Annotated in this window: 19 protein-coding genes and 1 pseudogene; 4 read left to right on the top strand and 16 right to left on the bottom strand. The window is 61.1% G+C overall.

Annotation, left to right across the window (positions count from 1 at the left end):
* The coding region (rpiA, locus tag Q7J58_RS00690; RefSeq protein WP_304821933.1) for a ribose-5-phosphate isomerase RpiA at positions 1-651 on the top strand (651 nt) is incomplete at its 5' end.
* A 54-nt stretch (positions 652-705) separates the two neighbouring features.
* Here the strand turns inward: rpiA and Q7J58_RS00685 are convergent.
* From Q7J58_RS00685 to aceE, 4 genes and pseudogenes are all read right to left on the bottom strand, one after another.
* A pseudogene (locus Q7J58_RS00685) lies at positions 706-935 on the bottom strand (IS3 family transposase); the annotation flags it as partial.
* Positions 936-1,318: 383 nt separating this feature from the next.
* A complete protein-coding gene (gene lpdA, locus Q7J58_RS00680; protein ID WP_304821930.1) occupies positions 1,319-3,160 on the bottom strand; it encodes a dihydrolipoyl dehydrogenase in 1,842 nt (613 codons plus the stop codon).
* Positions 3,161-3,175: 15 nt separating this feature from the next.
* On the bottom strand, positions 3,176-4,840 hold the full coding sequence (gene aceF, locus Q7J58_RS00675) for a dihydrolipoyllysine-residue acetyltransferase (RefSeq protein WP_304821927.1): 1,665 nt from the start codon (positions 4,838-4,840) through the stop codon (positions 3,176-3,178).
* A 134-nt stretch (positions 4,841-4,974) separates the two neighbouring features.
* Positions 4,975-7,677 carry a pyruvate dehydrogenase (acetyl-transferring), homodimeric type gene (gene aceE, locus Q7J58_RS00670; RefSeq protein ID WP_304821924.1) on the bottom strand — a complete coding sequence of 901 codons (2,703 nt, stop codon included), beginning with the start codon at positions 7,675-7,677 and terminating at the stop codon, positions 4,975-4,977.
* 206 nt (positions 7,678-7,883) lie between these two features.
* Between aceE and Q7J58_RS00665 the strand changes: the two genes are divergently transcribed.
* From Q7J58_RS00665 to folD, 3 genes are all read left to right on the top strand, one after another.
* Positions 7,884-10,442: a PAS domain-containing sensor histidine kinase gene (locus Q7J58_RS00665; RefSeq protein WP_304821921.1), complete on the top strand. Its 2,559-nt coding sequence runs from the start codon at positions 7,884-7,886 to the stop codon at positions 10,440-10,442.
* Positions 10,439-11,065, top strand: coding sequence for a response regulator transcription factor (locus Q7J58_RS00660; protein WP_304821918.1), 627 nt, complete (start codon positions 10,439-10,441; stop codon positions 11,063-11,065). Before Q7J58_RS00665 ends, Q7J58_RS00660 begins: the two co-directional genes overlap by 4 nt.
* 76 nt (positions 11,066-11,141) lie before the next feature.
* Positions 11,142-11,990 (top strand): bifunctional methylenetetrahydrofolate dehydrogenase/methenyltetrahydrofolate cyclohydrolase FolD, encoded by an 849-nt coding sequence (gene folD, locus Q7J58_RS00655; RefSeq protein WP_304821915.1) that lies wholly within the window; start codon positions 11,142-11,144, stop codon positions 11,988-11,990.
* Between the two features lie 47 nt (positions 11,991-12,037).
* On the opposite strand, the gene Q7J58_RS00650 is transcribed toward folD, so the two are convergent.
* The 12 genes from Q7J58_RS00650 to Q7J58_RS00595 all read right to left on the bottom strand — a co-directional run bounded on the left by Q7J58_RS00650 (position 12,038) and on the right by Q7J58_RS00595 (position 23,741).
* Positions 12,038-12,514, bottom strand: a complete 477-nt coding sequence (locus Q7J58_RS00650) for a DUF4149 domain-containing protein (protein WP_336623458.1) — start codon at positions 12,512-12,514, stop codon at positions 12,038-12,040.
* A gap of 10 nt (positions 12,515-12,524) precedes the next feature.
* Positions 12,525-13,001 carry a transcription elongation factor GreA gene (gene greA / locus Q7J58_RS00645; protein ID WP_304821912.1) on the bottom strand — a complete coding sequence of 159 codons (477 nt, stop codon included), beginning with the start codon at positions 12,999-13,001 and terminating at the stop codon, positions 12,525-12,527.
* Positions 13,002-13,185: 184 nt separating this feature from the next.
* Positions 13,186-16,449, bottom strand: a complete 3,264-nt coding sequence (gene carB, locus Q7J58_RS00640) for a carbamoyl-phosphate synthase large subunit (protein ID WP_304821910.1) — start codon at positions 16,447-16,449, stop codon at positions 13,186-13,188.
* Positions 16,450-16,479: 30 nt separating this feature from the next.
* Positions 16,480-16,842, bottom strand: coding sequence for a hypothetical protein (locus Q7J58_RS00635; protein WP_304821907.1), 363 nt, complete (start codon positions 16,840-16,842; stop codon positions 16,480-16,482).
* A 28-nt stretch (positions 16,843-16,870) separates the two neighbouring features.
* Positions 16,871-18,031 (bottom strand): glutamine-hydrolyzing carbamoyl-phosphate synthase small subunit, encoded by a 1,161-nt coding sequence (carA, locus tag Q7J58_RS00630; protein WP_304821904.1) that lies wholly within the window; start codon positions 18,029-18,031, stop codon positions 16,871-16,873.
* Positions 18,032-18,331: 300 nt separating this feature from the next.
* Positions 18,332-19,114, bottom strand: a complete 783-nt coding sequence (locus tag Q7J58_RS00625) for an RNA methyltransferase (RefSeq protein ID WP_304821901.1) — start codon at positions 19,112-19,114, stop codon at positions 18,332-18,334.
* Positions 19,111-19,803 (bottom strand): ribonuclease HII, encoded by a 693-nt coding sequence (gene rnhB / locus Q7J58_RS00620; RefSeq protein ID WP_304821898.1) that lies wholly within the window; start codon positions 19,801-19,803, stop codon positions 19,111-19,113. The genes Q7J58_RS00625 and rnhB overlap by 4 nt, the downstream gene beginning before the upstream one ends.
* Positions 19,775-20,920, bottom strand: a complete 1,146-nt coding sequence (lpxB, locus tag Q7J58_RS00615; protein ID WP_304821895.1) for a lipid-A-disaccharide synthase — start codon at positions 20,918-20,920, stop codon at positions 19,775-19,777. Before lpxB ends, rnhB begins: the two co-directional genes overlap by 29 nt.
* Positions 20,921-20,924: 4 nt before the next feature.
* Positions 20,925-21,719 carry an acyl-ACP--UDP-N-acetylglucosamine O-acyltransferase gene (gene lpxA, locus Q7J58_RS00610; RefSeq protein ID WP_304821893.1) on the bottom strand — a complete coding sequence of 265 codons (795 nt, stop codon included), beginning with the start codon at positions 21,717-21,719 and terminating at the stop codon, positions 20,925-20,927.
* 16 nt (positions 21,720-21,735) lie between these two features.
* A complete protein-coding gene (gene fabZ / locus Q7J58_RS00605) occupies positions 21,736-22,176 on the bottom strand; it encodes a 3-hydroxyacyl-ACP dehydratase FabZ (protein ID WP_304821891.1) in 441 nt (146 codons plus the stop codon).
* Positions 22,173-23,225: a UDP-3-O-(3-hydroxymyristoyl)glucosamine N-acyltransferase gene (gene lpxD, locus Q7J58_RS00600; protein WP_304821888.1), complete on the bottom strand. Its 1,053-nt coding sequence runs from the start codon at positions 23,223-23,225 to the stop codon at positions 22,173-22,175. Before lpxD ends, fabZ begins: the two co-directional genes overlap by 4 nt.
* A gap of 15 nt (positions 23,226-23,240) precedes the next feature.
* Entirely contained in the window at positions 23,241-23,741 is a 501-nt protein-coding gene (locus Q7J58_RS00595) for an OmpH family outer membrane protein (protein ID WP_304821966.1), read from the bottom strand.
* Position 23,742 lies beyond the last annotated feature (1 nt).

Genomic DNA, 23,742 nt, shown 5'->3' with positions numbered 1-23,742 from the left:
ACCCTGGTCGGCCAGGCCGCCCTGCAGTACGTGACCCCCGGCGAAATTGTGGGCGTGGGCACAGGCTCCACGGTCAACAAGTTTATTGATGCGCTGGCTTCCATGAAAGACCAGATCCCTGGCGCCGTGTCCAGTTCTGTGGCGTCAACGGCCCGCCTTCAAGCGCTGGGAATTCAGGTGTTTGAGGCCAATGCCGTGGGTGAGTTGTCGGTCTACATTGATGGCGCAGACGAAATTGATGCCCAAGGCTATATGGTCAAGGGCGGTGGTGCAGCGCTCACGCGCGAGAAAATTGTGGCCGCCCAATCGCGTCGCTTTGTCTGCATTGCCGACGAGACCAAAATGGTCAAGACCCTGGGCGCGTTTCCCTTGCCGGTGGAAGTCATTCCAATGGCCTCCACGCGGCTGGTACGGCAGTTTGAAGCATGGGGTGGTAAAGCGCAGGTTCGGCTCAAGGACGGCGCACCCTTGGTCACCGACAACGGCCAGCACATACTGGATGTGACGGGTCTGCACATCACCGATCCACTGGATTTTGAGAGCATGGTCAACCAATGGCCCGGTGTGGTGACGGTGGGTGTTTTTGCCCACCAACGCGCCCATGTGTGCCTGCTTGGCACCGCAAGCGGCGTCAAAACTCTGATGTTTTGAACCTTCCGGCTGGGTCTTGAGATGGCATTGTTCCACTTTGTTGGGCGGCATCTGGCTCAGTTCTGAGTGGCGACTGCACGGACTGTCCAGATTTCTATCCAGGTGAAGATGGCCTACTTGGCCTGTGCCTTGGCGTCCCATTTGCGCCGGGCAATGAGCTCGCACACCGGCGTGGCAGATAAGCGCTCCGCCATGGCGTTGTCCCAGGCATCCCCGACCGATCCCATTGAGGGGTGTACGCCCATTTCTTTGCACCGGTTGCCAAAGGCAATGCTTGGATGGCGCTCGGTCGCCAAGCATCATGCTCTGCTCGGCCAACTCCGCACGGATGCGGGGCATGCCGTAGGTGGCGACCCTGACGGTGGGCCGCCCGGATGGTTCGCAGCAGCCCGGCGTTGGCCTGTGCCACCGGATCTTTGACCCAAAGAAATTCGCAGCTTCCGACCTGCTCGCCCTGATCGGCGGCGCCTTCCTTGTGGTTCTTGTCCATCTCGCTCCACGTCTCCTTCTCACACCCGGTCCACCCTTGTGCAGTTGCGCCTCGCTTTGCTCACTGTGACCAGCTCGCAGCGGGACTTGCACCCGCAGGTGTGCGCCCATGCTGGGCGCACCAGGAAAACCCGAACGACTCCCCGTCCGGGCTTCTACTTGTGCCCACTGGGGCCGCTTACTTCTTCGCAGGTGGCAAATCGGTACACGACCCGTGCGCCACCTCCGCCGCCATGCCGATGCTCTCGCCCAGCGTGGGGTGCGGGTGGATGGTCTTGCCGATGTCCACCGCGTCGGCGCCCATCTCGATGGCCAGCGCGATCTCGCCGATCATGTCGCCCGCGTGCGTGCCCACCATGCCGCCGCCCAGGATCTTGCCGTGGCCATGGGCTTCCGGACTGTCGTCGAACAGCAGCTTGGTGACACCTTCGTCTCGCCCGTTGGCAATGGCGCGGCCCGAAGCCGTCCAGGGGAACAGGCCTTTCTTGACCTTGATGCCTTGCGCCTTGGCCTGGTCTTCGGTGAGGCCCACCCAGGCCACCTCGGGGTCGGTGTAGGCCACGCTGGGGATCACGCGGGCGTTGAAGGCGGCCGCGGCCAGCTCCTTGTTGCCCTGCAGTTCACCGGCAATGACTTCTGCCGCCACATGCGCTTCATGCACCGCCTTGTGTGCCAGCATGGGTTGGCCCACGATGTCGCCGATGGCAAAGATGTGCGGCACGTTGGTGCGCATCTGGATGTCGACGTTGATGAAGCCCCGGTCGGTCACGGCCACGCCGGCCTTGTCGGCGGCGATCTTCTTGCCGTTGGGCGTGCGGCCCACCGCCTGCAGCACCAGGTCGTAGACCTGCGGCGCGGGCGCGGTGCCGCCCTCTTCCGCGGCGGCGAACGTCACCTCGATGCCTTCGGGCGTGGCCTTGGCCCCCACCGTCTTGGTCTTGAGCATGATGTTGTCGAAGCGCTTGGCGTTCATCTTCTGCCAGATCTTGACCAGGTCGCGGTCGGCGCCCTGCATCAGGCCGTCCATCATCTCCACCACGTCCAGGCGGGCACCCAGCGTGCTGTAGACCGTGCCCATTTCCAGGCCGATGATGCCGCCGCCCAGGATCAGCATGCGCTTGGGCACTTCCTTGAGCGCCAGCGCGCCGGTGCTGTCCACCACGCGCGGATCGTCGGGCATGAAAGGCAGGCGCACGGCCTGTGAACCGGCGGCGATGATGCACTTCTGGAAGGCCACGACCTTCTTGGTCCCGGTCTTGTCCTGGCCAGTGCCACTGGTCTCTTCCACTTCCACGTGGTTGGGGCCGACAAAGGCGCCGTAGCCGCGCACGGTGGTGACCTTGCGCATCTTGGCCATGGCAGCCAGTCCGCCGGTGAGCTTGGTGATCACCTTTTCTTTGTGGCCGCGCAGCTTGTCAATGTTGACTGTGGGCGCGCCAAAGTCCACGCCCAGGTCGGCCATGTGGCTGACTTCGTCCATGACGGCCGCCACGTGCAGCAGCGCCTTGGACGGGATGCAGCCCACGTTCAGGCAGACGCCGCCCAATGGGGCGTAGCGCTCGACCAGCACGACTTTGAGGCCGAGGTCGGCGGCTCGGAAGGCAGCGGAGTAGCCGCCGGGGCCTGCGCCGAGCACGAGCAAGTCACACTCGATGTCGGCACTGCCGCCAAAGCTGGCGGCTGTGGGGCCCACGGCTGGAGCGGCGGCCGGAGCAGCAGCAGCGGGTGCGGGCGAAGCAACTGCAGGGGCTGCAGCTGGCGTGGCGGGTGCGCTGGCAGCGCCCTCGCCTTCCAGCACCAGCACCACCGAGCCTTGCTTGACCTTGTCGCCCAGGGCCACCTTGAGTTCCTTCACCACACCGGCGTGCGACGAAGGAATTTCCATGGAGGCCTTGTCGGACTCCACGGTGATCAGGCTTTGTTCGGCCTTGATGGTGTCGCCGGGTTTGACCAGCAACTCAATCACGGCCACTTCGTCGAAGTCACCAATGTCGGGAACTTGAATATCAATCAGTGCCATATCCGTTCCTTCGACTTAAAGCAGAACGCGACGAAAGTCGCCGAGGATCTGGCCGAGGTAGGCGTTGAAGCGGGCGGCAGCGGCGCCGTCGATCACGCGGTGGTCCCAGGTCAGGCTGAGCGGCAGCATCAGGCGCGGCTGGAAAGCCTTGCCGTCCCACACCGGTTCCATGTTGCTCTTACAAACGCCCAGAATGGCGACTTCGGGCGCGTTGATGATGGGCGTGAAGTAACGCCCACCAATGCCGCCCAGGCTGGAGATGGTGAAGGTGGCACCGCTCATTTCAGCCGGGCTCAACTTGCCGTCACGCGCCTTCTTGGCGAGTTCGCCCATTTCCTGGCTGATCTGCAGCACGCCTTTTTTGTCAGCGTCCTTGATCACGGGGACCATCAGACCATTGGGCGTGTCGGCCGCAAAGCCGATGTGCCAGTACTGCTTGTAGACCAGCGAATCGCCGTCGATCGAGCTGTTGAACTCAGGGAATTTCTTCAGCGCAGCAACGGATGCCTTGATCAGGAAAGCCAGCATCGTGACCTTGACGCCGCTCTTCTCGTTCTCCTTGTTCGTGGACACACGAAAGGCTTCCAGGTCGGTGATGTCGGCATCGTCGTGGTTGGTGACGGCCGGGATCATCACGGCGTTGCGCAACAGGTTGGCACCGCTGATCTTCTTGATACGGCCCATTTCCTTGCGTTCGATGGGGCCAAACTTGGCGAAATCGACCTTGGGCCAGGGGATGAGACCCAGTTCCGAACCACCACCGCCAGCACTGGCGGGTGCCGGCGCCTTGGCCTTTTGGGCAGAGGTCTGCACCACGCCAGCCATGACAGATTTGGTAAAGCCTTGTACGTCATCCAGCGTGATGCGGCCTTTGGGTCCTTTGCCTTGCACTTCCGCCAGCGGCACGCCGAGTTCACGGGCGAACTTGCGCACCGAAGGCGATGCGTGTGGCAGGCCCAATGCAGGCGTGGCGGTAGGGTTGTGGGCGGGTGCGGCGACCGGGGTCGACACTGCGGCAACGGCCACAGTAGCAACTGCGGCAGGCGCGGCCACGACAGCGGGCGCTGCTGCTACGGGTGCCGGCACAGCAGCGCCCGCTGCACCTTCCAGAATCGCCAGCAAGTCACCAATGTTGACCGTGTCGCCGACCTTGACCTTGAGTTCCTTGAGCACGCCGGCGTGCGAGGACGGGATCTCCATGGAAGCTTTGTCGGACTCAACCGTGATCAGGCTTTGCTCCAGCTTGATGCTATCGCCCGGCTTGACCATCACCTCAATGACGGCAACGTCCTTGAAGTCGCCAATATCGGGCACCATCACGTGAATGGGACCCGACGCGACGGGCGCCGCTGCGGCCGCAGGCACTGCGGCGGCCACCGGGGCAACAGCGGTTACTGGCGCAACAGCAGGTGCCGCCACGGGGGCTGGGGCTACCGCATCACCGGCGGCCTCCACCACCAGCACCACCGAACCTTGCTTGACCTTGTCACCAATGGCCACGCGCAGTTCCTTGACCACGCCCGCCGTTGCGCAGGGAATCTCCATGGAGGCCTTGTCGGACTCTACCGTGATCAGCGACTGCTCGGCCTTCACCGAGTCACCCACCTTGACCAGCAGTTCGATCACCGCCACCTCATCAAAGTCGCCGATGTCCGGGACTTGTACTTCAACCAATGCCATATTCGTCTCCAATCAGATTTTCAATGCCCCAAGAGCGGATGCCACACACCTGGAAACCGCCACGCTGGCATTGCCGGAGGCTGGTTTCATCCCCTTGAGGGGTTGCGCTAAAAGCGCTTCAGAGGGAGCCAGCTTCATGCGTACAGTGGATTGACCTTGTCGGTTTTGATGCCGTAGCGGGCAATCGCTTCGGCCACCTTGGCCACAGGCACGGTGCCCTCTTCGCTCAGCGCCTTGAGCGCAGCTACCACGATGTAATGGCGGTTGATCTCGAAGTGCTCACGCAGCTTGCTGCGGAAGTCGCTGCGACCAAAACCGTCGGTGCCCAGCACTTTGTAGATACGGCCCTTGGGAATGAACGAACGGATCTGCTCGGCGTAATTTTTCATGTAATCGGTGGAGGCAACCACCGGACCCGCATGCGGCTGCAGTTGTTGCGTCACGAAAGGCACGCGCTGTGCTTCGGTGGGGTGCAGCAGGTTGAAGCGTTCGGCATCCTGACCGTCGCGGGTCAACTCGTTGAAGCTCGGGCAACTCCACACGTCGGCCTGCACGCCCCAGTCTTGCGCCAGCAAGGCCTGCGCAGCAATAGACTCGCGCAAGATGGTGCCGCTGCCCAAAAGCTGAACGCGCGTTCCACCTTGTGCACCCGGCTTGCACAGGTACATACCCTTGATGATTTGCTCTTCGGTACCAGGTGTGAGTCCAGGCATCGCATAGTTTTCGTTCAGCAGCGTCAGGTAATAAAACACGTTGTCCTGCTTTTCCACCATGCGCTTGAGGCCGTGGTGCAAGATGACGCCCACTTCGTGCGCAAAGGTCGGGTCGTAGGAAATGCAGTTCGGGATCGTGCCAGCCAGGATGTGGCTGTGGCCATCTTCGTGCTGCAGGCCTTCGCCGTTGAGCGTGGTGCGCCCGGAGGTACCGCCCAGCAGGAAGCCACGCGCCTGCATGTCGCCAGCGGCCCAGGCCAGGTCGCCGATGCGCTGGAAACCGAACATCGAGTAGTACACGTAGAACGGCACCATGATGCGGTTGCTGGTGCTGTAGCTGGTGGCCGCCGCGATCCAGCTGCTCATGCCGCCGGCTTCGTTGATGCCCTCCTGCAGGATCTGGCCGGCCTTGTCTTCCTTGTAGTACATCACCTGGTCTTTATCGACCGGGGTGTAGTTCTGACCCGCCGGGTTGTAAATGCCAATCTGGCGAAACAGGCCTTCCATACCAAAGGTGCGGGCCTCGTCCACCAAAATCGGTACGATGCGAGGGCCCAGCGCCTGGTCACGCAGCAGTTGGGTGAGGAAGCGCACGTAGGCCTGCGTGGTGCTGATTTCGCGGCCCTCGGCGGTCGGCTCCATCACACTCTTGAAGGTTTCAATCGAGGGGACGGTGAAACTCTCGTCGGCCTTGGTGCGGCGGTGTGGCAGATAGCCACCCAGCGCCTTGCGACGGGCGTGGAGGTACTGCATCTCGGGGGTGTCGTCGGCCGGTTTGTAGAACGGCAGCTTGGGCAACTCGCTGTCGGGAATCGGCAGGTTGAAGCGGTCACGGAAGATTTTGATGTCTTCGTCGGTCAGCTTCTTGGTTTGGTGCACGTTGTTCTTGCCCTCACCCGACTTGCCCATGCCAAAGCCCTTCACGGTCTTGATCAGCAGCACGGTAGGCTGGCCCTTGTGGTTCACGGCCTTGTGGTACGCAGCATAGACTTTCTGCGGGTCGTGACCACCACGGCGCAGGTTCCAGATGTCGTCGTCGCTCATGTGCGCGACCATTTCCAGCGCCTTGGGATCGCGGCCGAAGAAATGCTTGCGCACGTAAGCCCCGTCGTTGGCCTTGAAGGCCTGGTAGTCGCCGTCCAGCGTGTCCATCATGATCTTGCGCAGGGCGCCGTCCTTGTCGCGTGCCAGCAGCGGGTCCCAGTTGGAACCCCACAGCAACTTGATCACGTTCCAGCCGGAGCCGCGGAACTCGCCTTCGAGCTCCTGAATGATCTTGCCGTTGCCACGCACCGGGCCGTCCAGGCGCTGCAAGTTGCAGTTCACCACGAAGATCAGGTTGTCCAGGTTTTCGCGCGCGGCCAAGCTGATGGCGCCCAGCGATTCGACCTCGTCCATTTCACCGTCGCCACAAAACACCCAGACCTTGCGGTTCTCGGTGTTGGCAATGCCACGGGCGTGCAGGTACTTCAGGAAACGCGCCTGGTAGATGGCCATCAGCGGGCCCAGGCCCATGGACACCGTGGGGAACTGCCAGAATTCGGGCATCAGCTTGGGGTGCGGGTAACTGGAAAGACCCTTGCCGTCCACTTCCTGGCGGAAGTTGAGCAACTGCTCTTCGGTCAGGCGGCCCTCCAGGTAGGCGCGGGCATAGACGCCGGGCGACACGTGACCCTGGATGTAGAGGCAGTCGCCACCGTGACTCTCGTTTTCAGCGTGCCAGAAGTGGTTGAAGCCGGCACCGAACATATGGGCCAGCGAGGCAAACGAACCGATGTGGCCACCCAGATCACCACCATCTTCCGGGTTGTGGCGATTGGCCTTGACCACCATCGCCATCGCGTTCCAACGCATGTAGGCACGCAGGCGCTCTTCGATCTCAATGTTGCCTGGGCATCGGGCTTCTTCGTTGGTCTCGATCGTGTTCACGTAGCCGGTGTTGGCCGAGAACGGCAGGTCGATGCTGTTCTGGCGGGCTTCTTCGAGCAGTTGCTCCAGCAGGAAGTGCGCGCGTTCCGGACCCTCCCGCTGAATCACGGCGGCCAGCGCCTCCATCCATTCGCGGGTTTCCTGGGCATCTACATCCCCGGTACCACGGCCATTGAGCGAGTCGGTCGCTGACATATGTCTGTCTCCTGTTGGTTTGAACAAAGCTTACGGCGGGCCTTCCGCTGTGTCACGAATTTTCCCACAGCTCTTTTAAAATTTCAATATGTGCTTTCAATTTCTACAATATGAAATTATGGTGAGTACAAAACAACGCATGAATCGGGTCAATTTGTCCATCCAAGGTCGTGGCACGGCAAGCTCTCACGTAGACTTCCAGTGAGATGATTCCTCTGCCCAGTCCCCAGCCCCATCCAACCACTGCGCCAGCATCCACCCGTTGGTGGAAACACTGGTGGCGCAAGCTGCCGCCCTCGCGGCAAGACCGCTTTGCCACACTGGCTCCGCTGCTGTCGGTATTGTTGTTTCTATCGGCCATCGTGGTGGCCATCACCTACCTGCGTTTTGAAGAACTTGAACGCGAACAGGAGGCGGTAACACGCGACGTGGAATATGCCCAACAGCGCTTGCGGCTGCGCCTGCTTGAACGTCAGGAACAACTGATGCGTTTGGCCCGGGAGGTAGACAACAAAGAAATTTCAAATGAAGAATTTGAATTTCAGGTTGAATCTCTCATCAGTCAGTTTCCTGAACTCTTGGCCATCAGCTGGGTGGACGGCCGACGCAATGTACTGGCCAGCTACGCCTCGCCCAGCGCCCCTCCCAGCCTTATCCGACTGCCTGGCAGCACCCTGGCACCCAACGAAACCGATGGCTCGTTCGACTTGGCACGCGACTTGCGCCAGCCCATTTATTCGCGCCCGCTGGGCGAAGAGCCCCTCAACGCCACACTGATGTTGCAGGTGCCACTGTCCGAACAAGGTCGTTTTGCCGGGACGGTGATGGGCGAATACTCCATTGATGGGCTTATGCGCTTTGGCATTCCCCCTGAGGTCATGGCTCGCTACGCTGTGGCATTGCTCGATGACCGCGGCCGGGTTCTAGCGGGCAGCCTGCAGTCACCCAATGCTGTGCTGCGCTTGCTACCGTGGTCTGATCAGCCACTGGAACATGAGGTGGCTGTGTCTCCTGTGGGCAACGGTCTGATCTTGAAGGCTCAGGGTTACCGCACCTCGCAAGACATTGTGGGCAGCGGATTCTTTTGGGTCATAGGTGCGCTGAGCGCCCTCACCGTCTGGATGCTGCTGGGCACCTGGCGCCACACGCGCCGGCGCGTCCAAGCACAGCAAGCCCTTGTGGCTGAAACCAACTTTCGCCGTGCCATGGAAAACTCCATGCTCACCGGTATGCGCGCGCTGGATATCCAGGGTCGCATCACCTACGTGAACCCGGCGTTTTGCTCCATGACCGGCTGGACCGAGAGCGAGCTGGTAGGCCGCACAGCGCCCTTTCCCTATTGGCCCGACGACGACCACGACCAACTCACCGCGCGACTTGAAGACGAGCTCAGCGGGCGATCAACACCTGGGGGTTTTGAGGTTCGGGTGCAACGCCGTGACGGAAGCATTTTTGACGCCCGCATGTACGTGTCACCGCTGATCGATCCCAAAGGGCACCAGACCGGCTGGATGACCTCCATGACCGATATCACCGAACCCAAGCGCATTCGCGAAGAGCTGTCGGCATCCTATGAACGCTTCACCACGGTGCTGGAAAGCCTGGACTCGGCCGTGTCGGTGGCACCCTTGGGCAGCGACGAAATGCTGTTTGCCAACAAAATGTACCGCCTGTGGTTCGGCACCCGGGGTCAGGGCCACCGGCACCTGGTGGACCTGGCCGGCAACCAGCCCACGCCCAGCCCGGACAACGGCGATGCGGTCGATGCGTTCGCTGGCATGCCCACCGACACCCTGACCGAAGCGGGTGCGGAAAACGCCGAGGTTTTCGTGGAAGAACTCGACCGCTGGCTGGAGGTACGCACCCGTTACCTCACCTGGGTGGACGGCCGGCTGGCCCAGATGGTGATTGCCAGCGACATCACGCCCCGACGCAACGCCGAAGAACAGGCTTCGCGCCAGGCGGAGCGGGCGCAAACCGCCAGCCGCCTCATTACCATGGGTGAAATGGCGTCCAGCGTGGCACACGAACTCAACCAGCCGCTCACCGCCATCAGCAACTACTGCAATGGCATGATTTCGCGGGTGCAGGAGGATCGAATCACCCAAGACGAACTGCTCGGTGCACTAGAGAAAACAGCGCGCCAGGCTCAGCGCGCGGGCCAGATCATTCAACGCATCCGAGCCTTCGTGAAGCGCAGCGAGCCCAACCCCACACTGTCCGACGTATCGCTGATGGTAAGCAACGCGATTGAACTGGCCGACATCGAATTGCGCCGACAGCAGGTGCGCCTGACACCTTATGTAGCCGCCCGACTGCCCAGCCTGCTGGTAGACCCGATCCTGATCGAACAGGTGCTCATCAACCTGCTGAAGAACGCGGGTGAAGCCATTGCGCAGGCAGGCCGCCAGCCTGGGGAGCGCCATGTGGAATTGCGGGTGGGGCCTAAGCGACAGGACAACCAGGACGTGGTGGAGTTCGCGGTGCGCGACTCGGGCAGTGGCGTCCCCGACGAAATGATCGAACGCATCTACGAAGCGTTCTACAGCACCAAGAGCGAGGGCATGGGCATTGGGCTCAAATTGTGCCGAAGCATCGTGGAATCGCACCACGGAAGGATGCAAGTTCAGAACATCTACAATGGCGTCGAAGTGGTGGGCTGCTGCTTCAGCTTCTGGATCCCTGTCGTTTCACGACTGCGCCCCGAAGGAACAACAGACAGCACCACCGCACAGTCGTTGACGGACATAGAAAGAGCGAGATGAGTTTGATCCCCAAAAAAGGCACTGTCTATGTGGTCGATGACGACGAAGCCGTGCGAGATTCATTGCAGTGGCTACTCGAAGGCAAAGACTACCGCGTGCGCTGCTATGAGTCTGCAGAAGCCTTCCTTAGCCGATACGACGCACGCGAAGTGGCGTGCCTGATTGCCGACATTCGCATGGGTGGCATGACGGGCATGGAACTGCAAGATCGACTGATCGAACGCCAGTCGCCACTGCCCATTGTGTTTATCACGGGCCACGGCGACGTGCCGATGGCTGTGGAATCGATGAAGAAAGGTGCTCTGGATTTCATTCAGAAACCCTTTAAGGAAGAGCAACTGGTGGCCTTGGTTGAGCGCATGCTGGAACACGCCAAAGACGCCTTTTCCACCCACCAGCAAGCCGCCAGTCGCGACGCTCTGCTGTCCAAACTGACCAGCCGGGAGGCCCAGGTTCTCGAGCGCATCGTGGCCGGCCGGCTGAACAAGCAGATCGCCGACGACTTGGGCATCAGCATCAAGACGGTTGAGGCGCACCGCGCCAACATCATGGAAAAGCTTGGTGCCAACACCGTGGCCGACCTGCTCAAAATTGCACTGGGACAAACACCCGCCAAGGTCTAGCCCACCACACCGCGGCACCAACGCCCGCCCTGTCCCGGCGGGCGTTTCCATTTCAACCACCACACCGTATCCTGCCATGACCGCCCAACTGATCGACGGCAACGCCCTTTCCCGCCAACTCCGCGCCGATGTCGGCGCACGTGTCGCCGCGCTCAAGACCCGGGGCATCACACCTGGCTTGGCTGTGATCCTGGTCGGAGACAACCAAGCCTCCCAGGTGTACGTTCGCAACAAGGTCAAGGCCTGTGAGGACACCGGCATGCATTCGGTGCTGGAAACCTGGCCCGCTAGCATGAGCGAAGCCGAGCTGCTCGCCCGCGTGGACGCACTGAACCGGGATGCCACCATCCACGGCATTCTGGTGCAGCTACCGCTACCGGCCCACATGGATGCACAGAAAGTCATTGAAGCCATTGACCCGACAAAAGATGTCGACGGCTTCCACATCGCCAGCGCTGGCGCGCTGATGACCGGCCTGCCTGGCTTCTGGCCCTGCACCCCTTACGGATGCATGAAGATGCTGGAAAGCATCGGGTATGACCTCCAAGGCAAACACGCTGTGGTGATCGGTCGCAGCAACATTGTCGGAAAACCCATGGCGCTCATGCTGCTGCAGAAAAATGCCACCGTCACTGTCTGCCACAGCGGCACAAAAGATCTGAAAGCGCTGACTCGGCAAGCTGACGTGATCGTGGCCGCCGTGGGCAAGCGCAACGTACTGACGGCCGACATGGTCAAGCCCGGTGCGGTGGTGATCGATGTGGGTATGAACCGCAACGATGAAGGCAAACTGTGCGGTGACGTGGACTTTGCGGGCGTGAAGGAGGTGGCGGGCTACATCACGCCGGTACCCGGTGGTGTGGGACCCATGACCATCACCATGCTGATGGTCAACACCCTGGAGTCCGCTGAACGCGGCGTCTGAACCACCCAAACACCTGAACAAGACGCCGGCTTCAAACCGGCGTTTTGTCAGTGTGAAGACCTACCAACATAGGCCAAACGCCACAGCACCGCACCGGAACACAGCCACTGCCCCAGCACCATGGCGCTACCCAGACCATGCCACAACCGCAGATTGCCGCCGGTTGCACGCGCGGTGACGATCTTCTGAGCCACCGCAAACTCTTGCAGCAAAGCCAGCAGCATGGCCACCAGCACAAAACCCATGGTGGCCAACACCCGCTGCATGGATTGCAGGCGAGCGGGGTCCACCGTTGCGCCTGCCAGCGGAAAATGACCTGCTGAACGCTGACGCCGAAGGATCAGCAACAACACCAGTCCCAGACCCAAGCCACCCCAGCACTGCAACGAAAACAACTGGGCCGCCACCGGTCCCGCCACAGCCGGGTTACCCAGACTGGCAAAGAGCGTGGGCACGGCCACAAAGCTCAGACCAGAGATACCACCCCACCACAGGGCGGCGATCAGCACAGCCAAGCGCTGCATCACACAGCCCTCATTCGTAACGGATGGCCACAATTTCGTAGCGGCGGGTGCCACCCGGCGCCTGGACCTCGGCGGTATCGCCTTCTTCTTTGCCGATCAGTGCGCGCGCAATGGGGCTGCTGATATTGACGAGACCCAGCTTGAGGTCGGCTTCGTCTTCACCCACGATCTGGTAGGTCACCGCCACACCGCTGTCCTCATCTTCCAACTCTACCGTAGCGCCAAACACGACACGGCCACCGGCATCCAGTGTCAAAGGATCAATGATCTGAGCCGCTGAAAGCTTGCCCTCAATCTCCGCAATTCGACCTTCGATAAAGCCCTGACGGTCTTTGGCAGCATCGTATTCGGCGTTCTCGCTCAAATCACCTTGGGCTCGGGCCTCCGCAATGGCGTTGATCACCCAGGGGCGATCCACGGTCTTGAGGCGGTGAAGTTCTTCTTTCAGTTTCTCGGCGCCGCGCTGGGTGATAGGAATGGTAGACATGTGTGTGATTCTCCAAAAGCAAACCGCCGGGCGTTGCCGCTCGGCGGTGATCATGAGGCGAGATTATGCCGCGAAAGAAACGACCCCTATTCAGGTCGGGCGGCCATCGAATCCGAAAAACAAGCACCAACGCCCTCCAGCGCTCATGCCTGCGTTTTGCAAGCGGGGCAGTTCGCGGGTGCGATCAGGCCACCAGTTGGGCGTGCATGTCCTGTACCGAAATGACACCCAGGCTGTCGATGTACTTCATGCCTTCCACCGCTGCTTCAGCACCTGCGATGGTGGTGAACGTGGTGACGCGGGCCAGCAAGGACGATGTGCGGATCTGGCGCGAATCGGCGATCGCGTTGCGGCGCTCTTCCACCGTGTTGATCACCAGCGCAATATCACCGTTCTTGATCATGTCCACAATGTGCGGGCGGCCTTCGGTCACCTTGTTCACGGTTTGCACCGGCACGCCAGCGGCGCTGATGGCAGACGCCGTGCCGCGTGTGGCCACCAGGTCAAAGCCCATGGCCACCAGTTCGCGCGCAATCTCCACAGCGCGAGGCTTGTCGTTGTTCTTCACCGTCAGGAACACCTTGCCGCTGGTGGGCAACTTGGTGCCCGCACCCAGCTGGCTCTTCACAAAGGCTTCGCCAAAGGTCTTGCCCACGCCCATCACCTCGCCGGTGGACTTCATCTCGGGGCCGAGGATCGTGTCCACGCCGGGGAATTTGACGAAGGGAAACACGGCCTCCTTCACGCTGAAGTACGGCGGCGTGACCTCTGCGCCGATGCCCTGGTCGTCCAGCGACTGACCGGCCATGCAGCGCGCGGCCACCTTGGCCAGTTGGATGCCGGTGGCCTTGGAGACAAACGGCACCGTGCGCGAAGCGCGGGGGTTCACTTCCAGCACAAAAATCACGTCTTTCTTTTCGCCATTGGCATCCGTTTCCTGGATGGCGAACTGCACGTTCATCAAGCCCACCACGTTCAGACCTTCGGCCATGGCCGCTGTCTGCCGCTTGAGCTCGTCCACCGTGGCTTTGCTCAGGTAGTAAGGCGGCAGGGAACAGGCCGAGTCGCCGCTGTGCACGCCCGCTTGCTCAATGTGTTCCATCACGCCACCGATGAACACGCGGCCAGTGTGGTCGCGAATGGCGTCTACATCGCACTCAATCGCGTCGTTCAAAAAGCGGTCCAGCAACACCGGCGAGTCATGACTGACCTTGACGGCTTCGCGCATGTAGCGCTCCAGGTCACGCTGCTCGTGCACAATTTCCATGGCCCGGCCACCCAGCACATAGCTGGGGCGCACCACCAGCGGGTAACCCAGGGCTGCGGCCTTTTCCAGTGCTTCGGGCTCGGTGCGGGCGGTGGCGTTGGGTGGCTGGCGCAGCCCCAGCTCATGCAGCAGTTTCTGGAAGCGCTCCCGGTCTTCGGCGGCGTCGATCATGTCGGGGCTGGTGCCGATGATCGGCACGCCCGCGGCCTCCAGGCCAAGCGCGAGTTTCAAAGGTGTCTGGCCGCCGTACTGCACAATCACGCCCAGCGGCTTTTCCTTGTCCACGATTTCCAGCACGTCTTCGAGCGTCAGCGGTTCGAAATACAGGCGGTCGCTGGTGTCGTAATCGGTGGACACGGTCTCGGGATTGCAGTTGACCATGATGGTCTCGTAGCCGTCCTCGCGCATGGCGAGTGCGGCGTGCACGCAGCAGTAGTCGAACTCGATGCCTTGGCCAATGCGGTTGGGACCACCGCCCAGCACCATGATCTTCTTGTTGGTGGTTGGCTCGGCTTCGCACTCGCCGTCACCGTGGCCTTCGTAGGTGGAGTACAGGTAGGCGGTGTCGGTAGCGAATTCGGCCGCGCAGGTGTCCACCCGCTTGTAGACGGGGCGGACGTTTTGCGCGATACGGCGCGCACGCACGGCGGCTTCGGTGGTCTTGAGCAGCTTGGCCAGGCGGCGGTCAGAGAAGCCCTTTTTCTTCAAGCCACGCAGCGTGTCGGCGTCCAGCGCCTCCAGGTTGGTTTCCTCCAGCTGCAACTCGATCTTCACGATCTGTTCAATTTGCACCAGGAACCAGGGGTCGATTTTGGTGAACTGGTGCACCTCTTCCATCGACCAGCCGGCAGCAAAAGCGTCGCCCACGTACCAGATGCGCTCGGGGCCGGGCTCGCCGAGTTCACGCTCCAGGGTTTCGCGGTCCTGCGTCTTTTCGTTCATGCCGTCCACACCCACTTCCAGGCCGCGCAACGCTTTCTGGAAGCTTTCCTGGAACGTGCGTCCCATGGCCATCACCTCGCCCACGCTCTTCATTTGTGTGGTCAGGCGACTATCGGCGGTGGGAAATTTTTCAAACGCAAAACGCGGGATCTTGGTCACCACGTAGTCGATCGAGGGCTCGAAGGACGCGGGCGTGGCGCCACCGGTGATTTCATTGCGCAGCTCGTCCAGCGTATAGCCCACGGCCAGCTTGGCCGCTACCTTGGCAATCGGGAAACCCGTGGCCTTGGAGGCCCGGGCCGACGAACGCGAGACGCGCGGGTTCATCTCGATCACCACCATGCGGCCATCGGCCGGGTTGATGGAGAACTGCACGTTGGAACCGCCGGTGTCCACACCAATCTCGCGCAGCACGGCCAGCGAGGCGTTGCGCAGAATCTGGTATTCCTTGTCGGTCAGCGTCTGGGCCGGCGCCACGGTGATGGAGTCGCCGGTGTGCACGCCCATCGGGTCCAGGTTCTCGATCGAGCAAACGATGATGCAGTTGTCCGCCTTGTCGCGCACCACTTCCATCTCGTACTCTTTCCAGCCGAGCAGCGACTCTTCGATCAGCAGCTCGTTGGTCGGCGAGGCCTCCAGACCGCGCTTGCAGATGGTTTCGAACTCTTCCGGGTTGTAGGCGATGCCGCCGCCGGTACCGCCGAGCGTGAAACTGGGGCGGATCACCACCGGGAAGCCCACGGTCTTTTGCACCGACCAGGCTTCTTCCATGCTGTGGGCGATCCCCGAGCGCGCAGAACCCAGACCGATCTTGGTCATCGCATCCTTGAACTTCAGGCGGTCTTCGGCCTTGTCGATGGCTTCTGGCGTGGCACCAATCAGCTCGACGTCGTACTTTTTCAGCACTCCGTGGTGCCACAGATCCAGCGCGCAGTTCAGCGCTGTCTGTCCACCCATCGTCGGCAAAATGGCAAAGCCACCGGGCGTGAGTGGGCGCTCCTTGGCGATGATTTTCTCTACGGTTTGCCAGGTGATGGGCTCAATGTAGGTCACATCGGCCGTGGCCGGATCGGTCATGATGGTAGCCGGGTTGCTGTTGATCAGCACCACCTTGTAGCCCTCTTCGCGCAAGGCCTTGCAGGCCTGCACGCCGGAGTAATCGAACTCACAGGCCTGGCCAATGATGATCGGGCCGGCGCCGATGATGAGGACGGTCTGGATATCTGTTCTTTTGGGCATGTTTCGCTTCTATCGTTGCGCGCAGACCGGTCAGGCCTGCCGCTGGGTTTCCAGTTGGTTCAGCAGCGCCTGTATGCGCTCGGCCGGGACGTTTTTCTGCATCAGCTGCAGCAGGCCGTCGCCTTCAATCATGGGGCGCAGCACTTCCATTTCAGCGGGGTAAAACAGCGCATCCCAGGCGCTCAGCTCTTCGTTGAAAGTGGCGTCATCCCAGCTTTTGCCTTTGGCCAGCATGGTCACCAGCGGCATGGCTTTGTTTTCGACAAAAGCTTTTCGGTAAGGCTTTTGCGCCCAACGCTGGGCGAACCACTCTTTGTGCGGCGCCTCCAGGGTCAGCATGCGTTTGGCAATCGCTTTTTCAACGGCGAAGGTCGGAAAACCGAAGAGCTTCATGGAGCGGTCTGTCAAGAAGTGGAGAAATTCAGGTGGCGTTGGGTGCCTGCATCAGGCCGATGAAACGGTCGAACAGGTAACCAATGTCGTGCGGGCCGGGCGATGCTTCCGGGTGGCCTTGGAAGCAGAAAGCAGGCTTATCGGTACGGGTCAGGCCCTGCAAGGTGCCGTCAAACAGGCTCACGTGCGTGGCGCGCAAATTGGCAGGCAGGTTCTTCTCGTCCACCGCAAAGCCGTGGTTTTGGCTGGTGATGCTGACGCGGCCACTGTCCAGGTCTTTCACCGGGTGGTTGGCGCCGTGGTGGCCGAACTTCATTTTGAAAGTCTTGGCGCCGCTGGCCAACGCCATGATCTGGTGACCCAGGCAAATACCGAAGGTGGGCACACCGCTTTCGATGATCTCACGGGCAGCGGCAATGGCATAGTCGCAAGGCTCTGGGTCACCCGGGCCATTGGACAAAAATACGCCGCTGGGCTTGAGCTTGAACACGTCTGCGGCGGGGGTCTGGGCCGGCACCACGGTGATCTTGCAGCCGCGCTGCGCCAACATGCGCAGGATGTTGTGTTTAACACCGAAGTCGTAAGCGACAACGTGGAATTTCGGCGCAATCTGTTCGCCGTAGCCAAAACCCAGCTGCCATTCGGTCTGCGTCCAGGCGTAAGGCTCGGTGGCTGAAACCACCTTGGCCAAGTCTTTGCCAGCCATGCTGGAGGCCGCCCGTGCTGCGGCCGTGGCTTGCTCGCGGTGCGTATCGGTCAGGGCCACGCCAGCGGGCAAGGCGACGATGCAGCCGTTTTGCGCGCCTTGGGTGCGCAAGCGGCGTGTCAGAGCACGGGTGTCCAGTTCGGCGATGGCCACGGTGCCCTCACGCGCCAGGTACTGGGACAGGGTCTCAACGCTGCGGAAGTTGGACGCCAGCAAGGGCAGGTCTTTGACAATCAGGCCAGCGGCATGGACGCGGTGGGCCTCCACGTCTTCACGATTGACACCGGTATTGCCGATGTGTGGGTACGTGAGCGTGACGATCTGCTGGCAGTAGCTGGGATCGGTGAGGATTTCCTGGTAGCCGGTGAGCGAAGTGTTGAACACCACTTCGCCGGTGGTCTGACCAGTTGCGCCAATGGAAATGCCTGTAAAGACCGTGCCGTCGGCGAGCGCGAGAAGGGCTTTCGGGTGGACGGGAAGCACGGGTTTCTCCAATTGATTTTTGAGGCTCACCAGCGCCTTTCAAGGCGCGTAACCAGGGGAGGAACGCACCATTTCGCTGCGTTTCAGGCAAGCCAAAACGCCTTGAACTGGACGGTGAACCTGGGCAGGAAGCCCGGGCGGACGCGGGGTGCGCCGTTTGCGGGTAAACCCCGGGATTATAGCCGCACAGGCTTGACCGCCTCGCCATGTGCAACAGCCAGGCCCGGCACCTTCAACCAATCCGCCCCGAGTTGGTGCACTCAGCCCTTCAACCTAAGCCACTGAAAACCGCGTACGGCATCAACCCAAGGCCATTGAGCAAGAGACCGCGCTGGCGTGCAGACAAATTGCTGCGGCAGCGGCCACATTGAGCGACTCTTCACCGCCTGGCTGCGCAATGCGCACCGACTGGCCCGCCAACGCAGAGAGTTCCGCGCTCACCCCCTGCCCTTCGTGCCCCAGCACCCAAGCACAGGGCCAGGGCAACTGGGCCTGGTGCAACCAGTCGCCCTGGTGCGAACTGGTTCCCACCAATGGCACCTCCAGACCGCCAAGGTCAGCCACCGACAGACCCTCCACCAGATGCAGGGCAAAGTGCGCACCCATGCCCGCGCGCAAGACTTTGGGCGACCAGAGTGCGGCGGTCCCCTTCAGCGCCAGTACTTGCCGAAAGCCAAACGCGGCGGCACTGCGCAGGATGGAGCCCACGTTGCCCGCATCCTGTAAACGGTCCAGCACCACCGCAGGTTCGCCGGGCAGCAGGCCCGCACTGGTTGGCAGATTCCAGACGAAGCCCACGCCGGCAGGCGACTCCAGAGTACTGATGCCAGCCATCAGGGCATCCGGGATGGTGACGATCTTATCGGCCGCATCCCGCAAATCGTGCGGCACTTGCGCCCAGAATGCATCGGTAAACACGGCCATCTCGGGGCGCCGTCCACGCGCCAGCAAAGAGCGGCACAGGTGGTCGCCTTCGAGCCATACCTGGCCTTGCTTGCGGTAGGCCGTGCTGCCGTGCGCCAGCAAACGCAATCGCTTGAGCAGCGGGTTGTCTCGAGAGGTAATGGGACTGGGTGTGCTCATGGGCTCATGATTGTCTGGGCCGCAGCAGGTGAATCTGATTCGACAGCAGGCGCAGCAAGGCGGTCTGCTTTCAGGGTCAGGGCGCGTGCCACGGGTGCAAACGAGCGACGGTGCTCAATCAATGGGCCGTGCGTCTGCAAGGCTTGCATGTGCAGCGCCGTGCCATAGCCTTTGTGGCGGTCAAAGCCGTAGTCGGGGTAACGTTGGTGCAGCTCCAGCAGCAGGCGGTCGCGGGTGACCTTGGCCACGATGGACGCGGCGGAAATGGCGGGCACCCGCGCGTCGCCCGACACAATGGCCTCGGCCAATACATCCAGCGCGGGCAAGCGGTTACCGTCCACCAGCACCTTGTGGGGTTTGAGGCGCAAACCCTGCACGGCACGCTGCATGGCCAACATGGTGGCCTGCAAAATGTTGAGACGATCGATCTCTTCGACCGAGGCCTGGGCAATGCTGCAACACAGCGCTTTGGCTCGAATTTCGTCGTACAACCGCTCGCGGCGCGCTGGCGTGAGCTGTTTGGAATCGGCCAAGCCTTTGATGGGAGCCAAGTCGTCCAAAATCACCGCCGCAGCCACCACCGGGCCAGCCAGCGGTCCCCGTCCGGCTTCATCGACGCCAGCCAACAAACCCGGGAAATCCCAGACCAGCGGTTTTTGCTTAGGCTGCAAGAATTTTTTCGATCGCATCGGTGGCCCGTTGAGAGGTGTTTTGGCGCAAGCTGTGGTGCAACGCTGTAAAGCGCTGCTGCAAGTCCCCTATTTTCTCAGGTGCATCCAACCAATCCAGCACCGCCTGTGCCAGCGCTTGGGGCGTGGCGGCATCTTGCAGGTATTCGGGCACCACAAAGTCGTTGCACAAAATGTTGGGCAAACCGACCCAAGGCTGCAACTGCTTGCGCCGCATGATTTGCCAGCTCAACCAGTTCATGTTGTAGGCAATCACCATGGGACGCTTGAACAGGGCCGCCTCCAGCGTGGCGGTACCGCTGGCGATCAGCGTCACATCACAGGCTGCAAGCACCGTGTGCGACTGGCCAGGCACCACGGTCAGTTGCGCACCGAGCCCAGCCCCGCGCGCTGCCACCTCAATTTTTTCACGCAAGGCAGGCACTGCGGGCACCACCAAACGCAACGCCGGGCGCTGACGCAGCATCTCGGCGGCTGCAGCAAAAAACACGTGGGCCAGGTACTGCACTTCTGAAGCGCGGCTACCAGGCAGGATGGCGATCACCGCATCGCCATCGGCCAGACCCAAGCTGGTCCGCGCGGACGCCCGGTCGGGCACCAGAGGAATCACGTCGGCCAGCGGATGCCCCACATACGTGGAAGCGATACCGTGGCGTGCCAACAACTCGGGTTCAAACGGGAAAATGCACAGCACATGGTCAGCGCTTCGGCGGATCTTCTCAATCCGCTCAGGGCGCCACGCCCAGATCGATGGGCACACGAAATGCACCGTCCGAATCCCGCTGGCCTTCAGCGCAGCTTCCAGGTCCAGATTGAAATCGGGCGCGTCCACCCCAATGAACACATCGGGCCGATCGGCGCCCAACAGGCGCTGCTTGGCTTGCTCGCGGATACCGACGATCTCTCGGTAGTGACGCAACACCTCGACGTAACCGCGCACCGCGAGCTTCTCGCTGGGCCACCAGGCATCAAAACCCTGCTCAATCATGCGTGGCCCGCCAATGCCCGCTGCCTGCAGATCAGGCCAACGCTGACGCGTGCCCTTCAGCAACAAACCTGCCAGCAGGTCGCCAGACGTTTCGCCAGCAACCAGCGCAAAACGCCTGGGTTGGTTCATAGGTTCAGCGGACGATGCCGCGCTGGGGCGAGACTTGGGACAGGAAATCGAGCATCAGGGAAACGTCTTGGACAGCATCAGGCGTTTTTTCGGTCAAGGCCTGAATGCGTTCAGAAGCCTGCGCCAGCGTCAGATCATCTCGATACAGCGCCTTGTGCATGGCCTTCACAGCTGCAACCCGTTCGGGAGAAAAACCACGGCGGCGCAAGCCTTCGAAGTTCATGGAGCGCGCCTGAGCCGGCTGCCCCTGGCACATCACAAAGGGTGGCAGGTCGGCAAACAGCAGCGAACACATGGCGGTCATGGCATGAGCGCCGATGCGCACAAACTGGTGCACCACGGTGAAACCACCCAAAATCACCCAATCGTCCACAACCACATGGCCCGCCAGTTGCGTGTTGTTGGCGAAAATGGTGTGGTTACCCACCACGCAATCGTGCGCCAAATGCACGTACGCCATGATCCAGTTGTCACTTCCAACCTCGGTGCGTGCCCGATCACTCGGCGAGCCGATGTTGAACGTGCAGAACTCTCTGATGGTGTTTCGGTCACCCATCACCAACTCACAAGGCTCGCCCGCGTACTTTTTGTCTTGCGGAATAGCACCCAGCGAGTTGAACTGAAAGATTCGGTTGTCGCGCCCAATGGTGGTGTGGCCCTCGATCACGCAGTGCGCACCGACAGTGGTTCCAGCGCCGATCTTCACGTGCGGGCCGATCACCGTGTAAGGCCCTACCGACACCGACGTATCCAGTTCGGCGGCGGGGTCCACCAAGGCGGTGGCATGGATCATTCCCATCAACGTGTCCCGCGACTCAGGCGATGGTGCGCATGGTGCACATCAGTTCGGCTTCACAAACCACGTCAGCGCCCACACGCGTGATGCCTTTGAACTTGAAAATACCCGCCTTCATCCGGTCCAGGGTGACATCCATCACGAGTTGATCGCCTGGCTCGACAGGGCGTTTGAAGCGTGCGCCGTCGATACCCGCAAAGTAATAAACGGTCTTGTCGTCAGGACTGGTGCCCACGGTATCAAAGGCCAGCAGCGCAGCTGCCTGCGCCATCGCTTCCAGCATCAGCACCCCCGGCATGACGGGACGGTGCGGGAAATGGCCCCCAAAAAAGGGTTCGTTGATGGTCACGTTCTTCAACGCCTTGATGCTTTTCCCCTTGTCGAGTTCAAGCACACGGTCCACCAAAATGAACGGATAACGGTGGGGTAACTGCTTGAGAATCTGGTGAATGTCCATCATGGCGCGGGTATGTCTTTCAGTGCTTGGGCAAGTGCCTGCTCGACGGCTTTGAGGCGTTCGCGCAGGCGGTTGAGTTGTTTGAGTGAGGCTGCGTTTTTTTCCCAGGCCGCATTGTCGTCGATGGGAAACATGCCAGTGTAGTGACCAGGCTTGTTCAGCGAACGGGTCACCACCGAAGCGGCAGACACATGCACACCGTCGGCCAAGGTCAAGTGCCCCAACACAATCGCCCCCCCACCGACGGTGCAATGCGCCCCGATGGTGGCACTGCCGGCCACACCCGCGTTGCCAGCCATGGCGGTGTGAGCACCAATGCGCACGTTGTGGCCGATCTGAATCAGGTTGTCCAGCTTCACACCGTCTTCAATCACGGTATCGTCCAGGGCGCCGCGGTCAATGCAGGTGTTGGCTCCGATTTCAACATCGTCACCAATGCGTACTGCGCCCAGTTGCTCAATCTTGATCCATTGGCCCTGGTGCTGTGCAAAACCAAAACCATCCGCGCCGATCACCACGCCGGGATGCAACACACAGCGTGCGCCGACCACGCATCGCTCGCCCACACTGACCCGAGGATACAGGCGCGTGTCCACACCAATGGTGGCATCTGCAGCAATCACGGCATGGGCACCTATGCGCGTACCTCGGGCAATGCAAACACCCGCTGCGATCACAGCGAAAGGGCCAATGTCCACACTTTCGTCGATTTGAGCGCTGGGGTGAACACTGGCCGAAGGATCGATGGATGGCGCTGCAAGCGCCTCGTGTTCGCTGCGCCACCATTGCGTGAGGCGGGCGAAATACAGGTATGGGTTTTCGGTGACGATGCAAGCGCCACGCTGTGAGGCGGCTTCTTGCATGTCGACAGGAACAATCAGAACCCCGGCCTGGGTGGTTTGCAACTGGCTTGCGTAACGGGCTTGGGCAATAAAAGCCAGCTCTGTGGGCCCTGCGGTGGCCAGCGGCGCAAGCCGGTCCACCACAGTGTCACATGACCCGTTCAATGTGCCGCCCAGAGCATCAACAATGGCGCCCAACGGTCTCGACACAGCCAAGTCTCGCGCTTACTTGGAGCCGTTCAAGCCGCTGAGCACTTTATCGGTGATGTCGTGCTTGGGATTGATATAAACCGCTTCCTGTATCACCAGGTCGTATTTTTCGGCCTCTGCTACTTGTTTGATCACGCGGTTGGCACGCTCCAGCACACCTTGGAGCTCTTCGTTCTTACGCAGGTTCAGGTCTTCCTGAAATTCACGCTGCTTGCGTTGAAAATCGCGATCCTGCTCCACCAACTGGCGCTGGCGAGCCACCCGCTGGGATTCTGCCAGCGTAGGCGCTTCTCTCTCGAATTTTTCAGACGCACTCTTGAGCTGGGAAGCCAGGGTTTGGATTTCTTTTTCCCGGCGAGAAAACTCCTGCTCAAGCTTGGCTTGCGCCGATTTGGCCAAATTGGCTTCCCGAAAGATGCGGTCGGTGTTCACAAAACCAACCCGGAAATCCTGAGCCACAGCTGCCATGGTCGCAAGCCCGAGGGCTGCAGCGAGAAAGACGTGGCGATTGCACATG

Origin of the sequence: Hydrogenophaga sp. (assembly GCF_030656115.1) — a bacterium.
GTDB lineage: Bacteria > Pseudomonadota > Gammaproteobacteria > Burkholderiales > Burkholderiaceae_C > Hydrogenophaga.
Note: the sequence above shows the minus strand (reverse complement) of the source record. Positions and strands in the feature narration are given on the sequence as shown.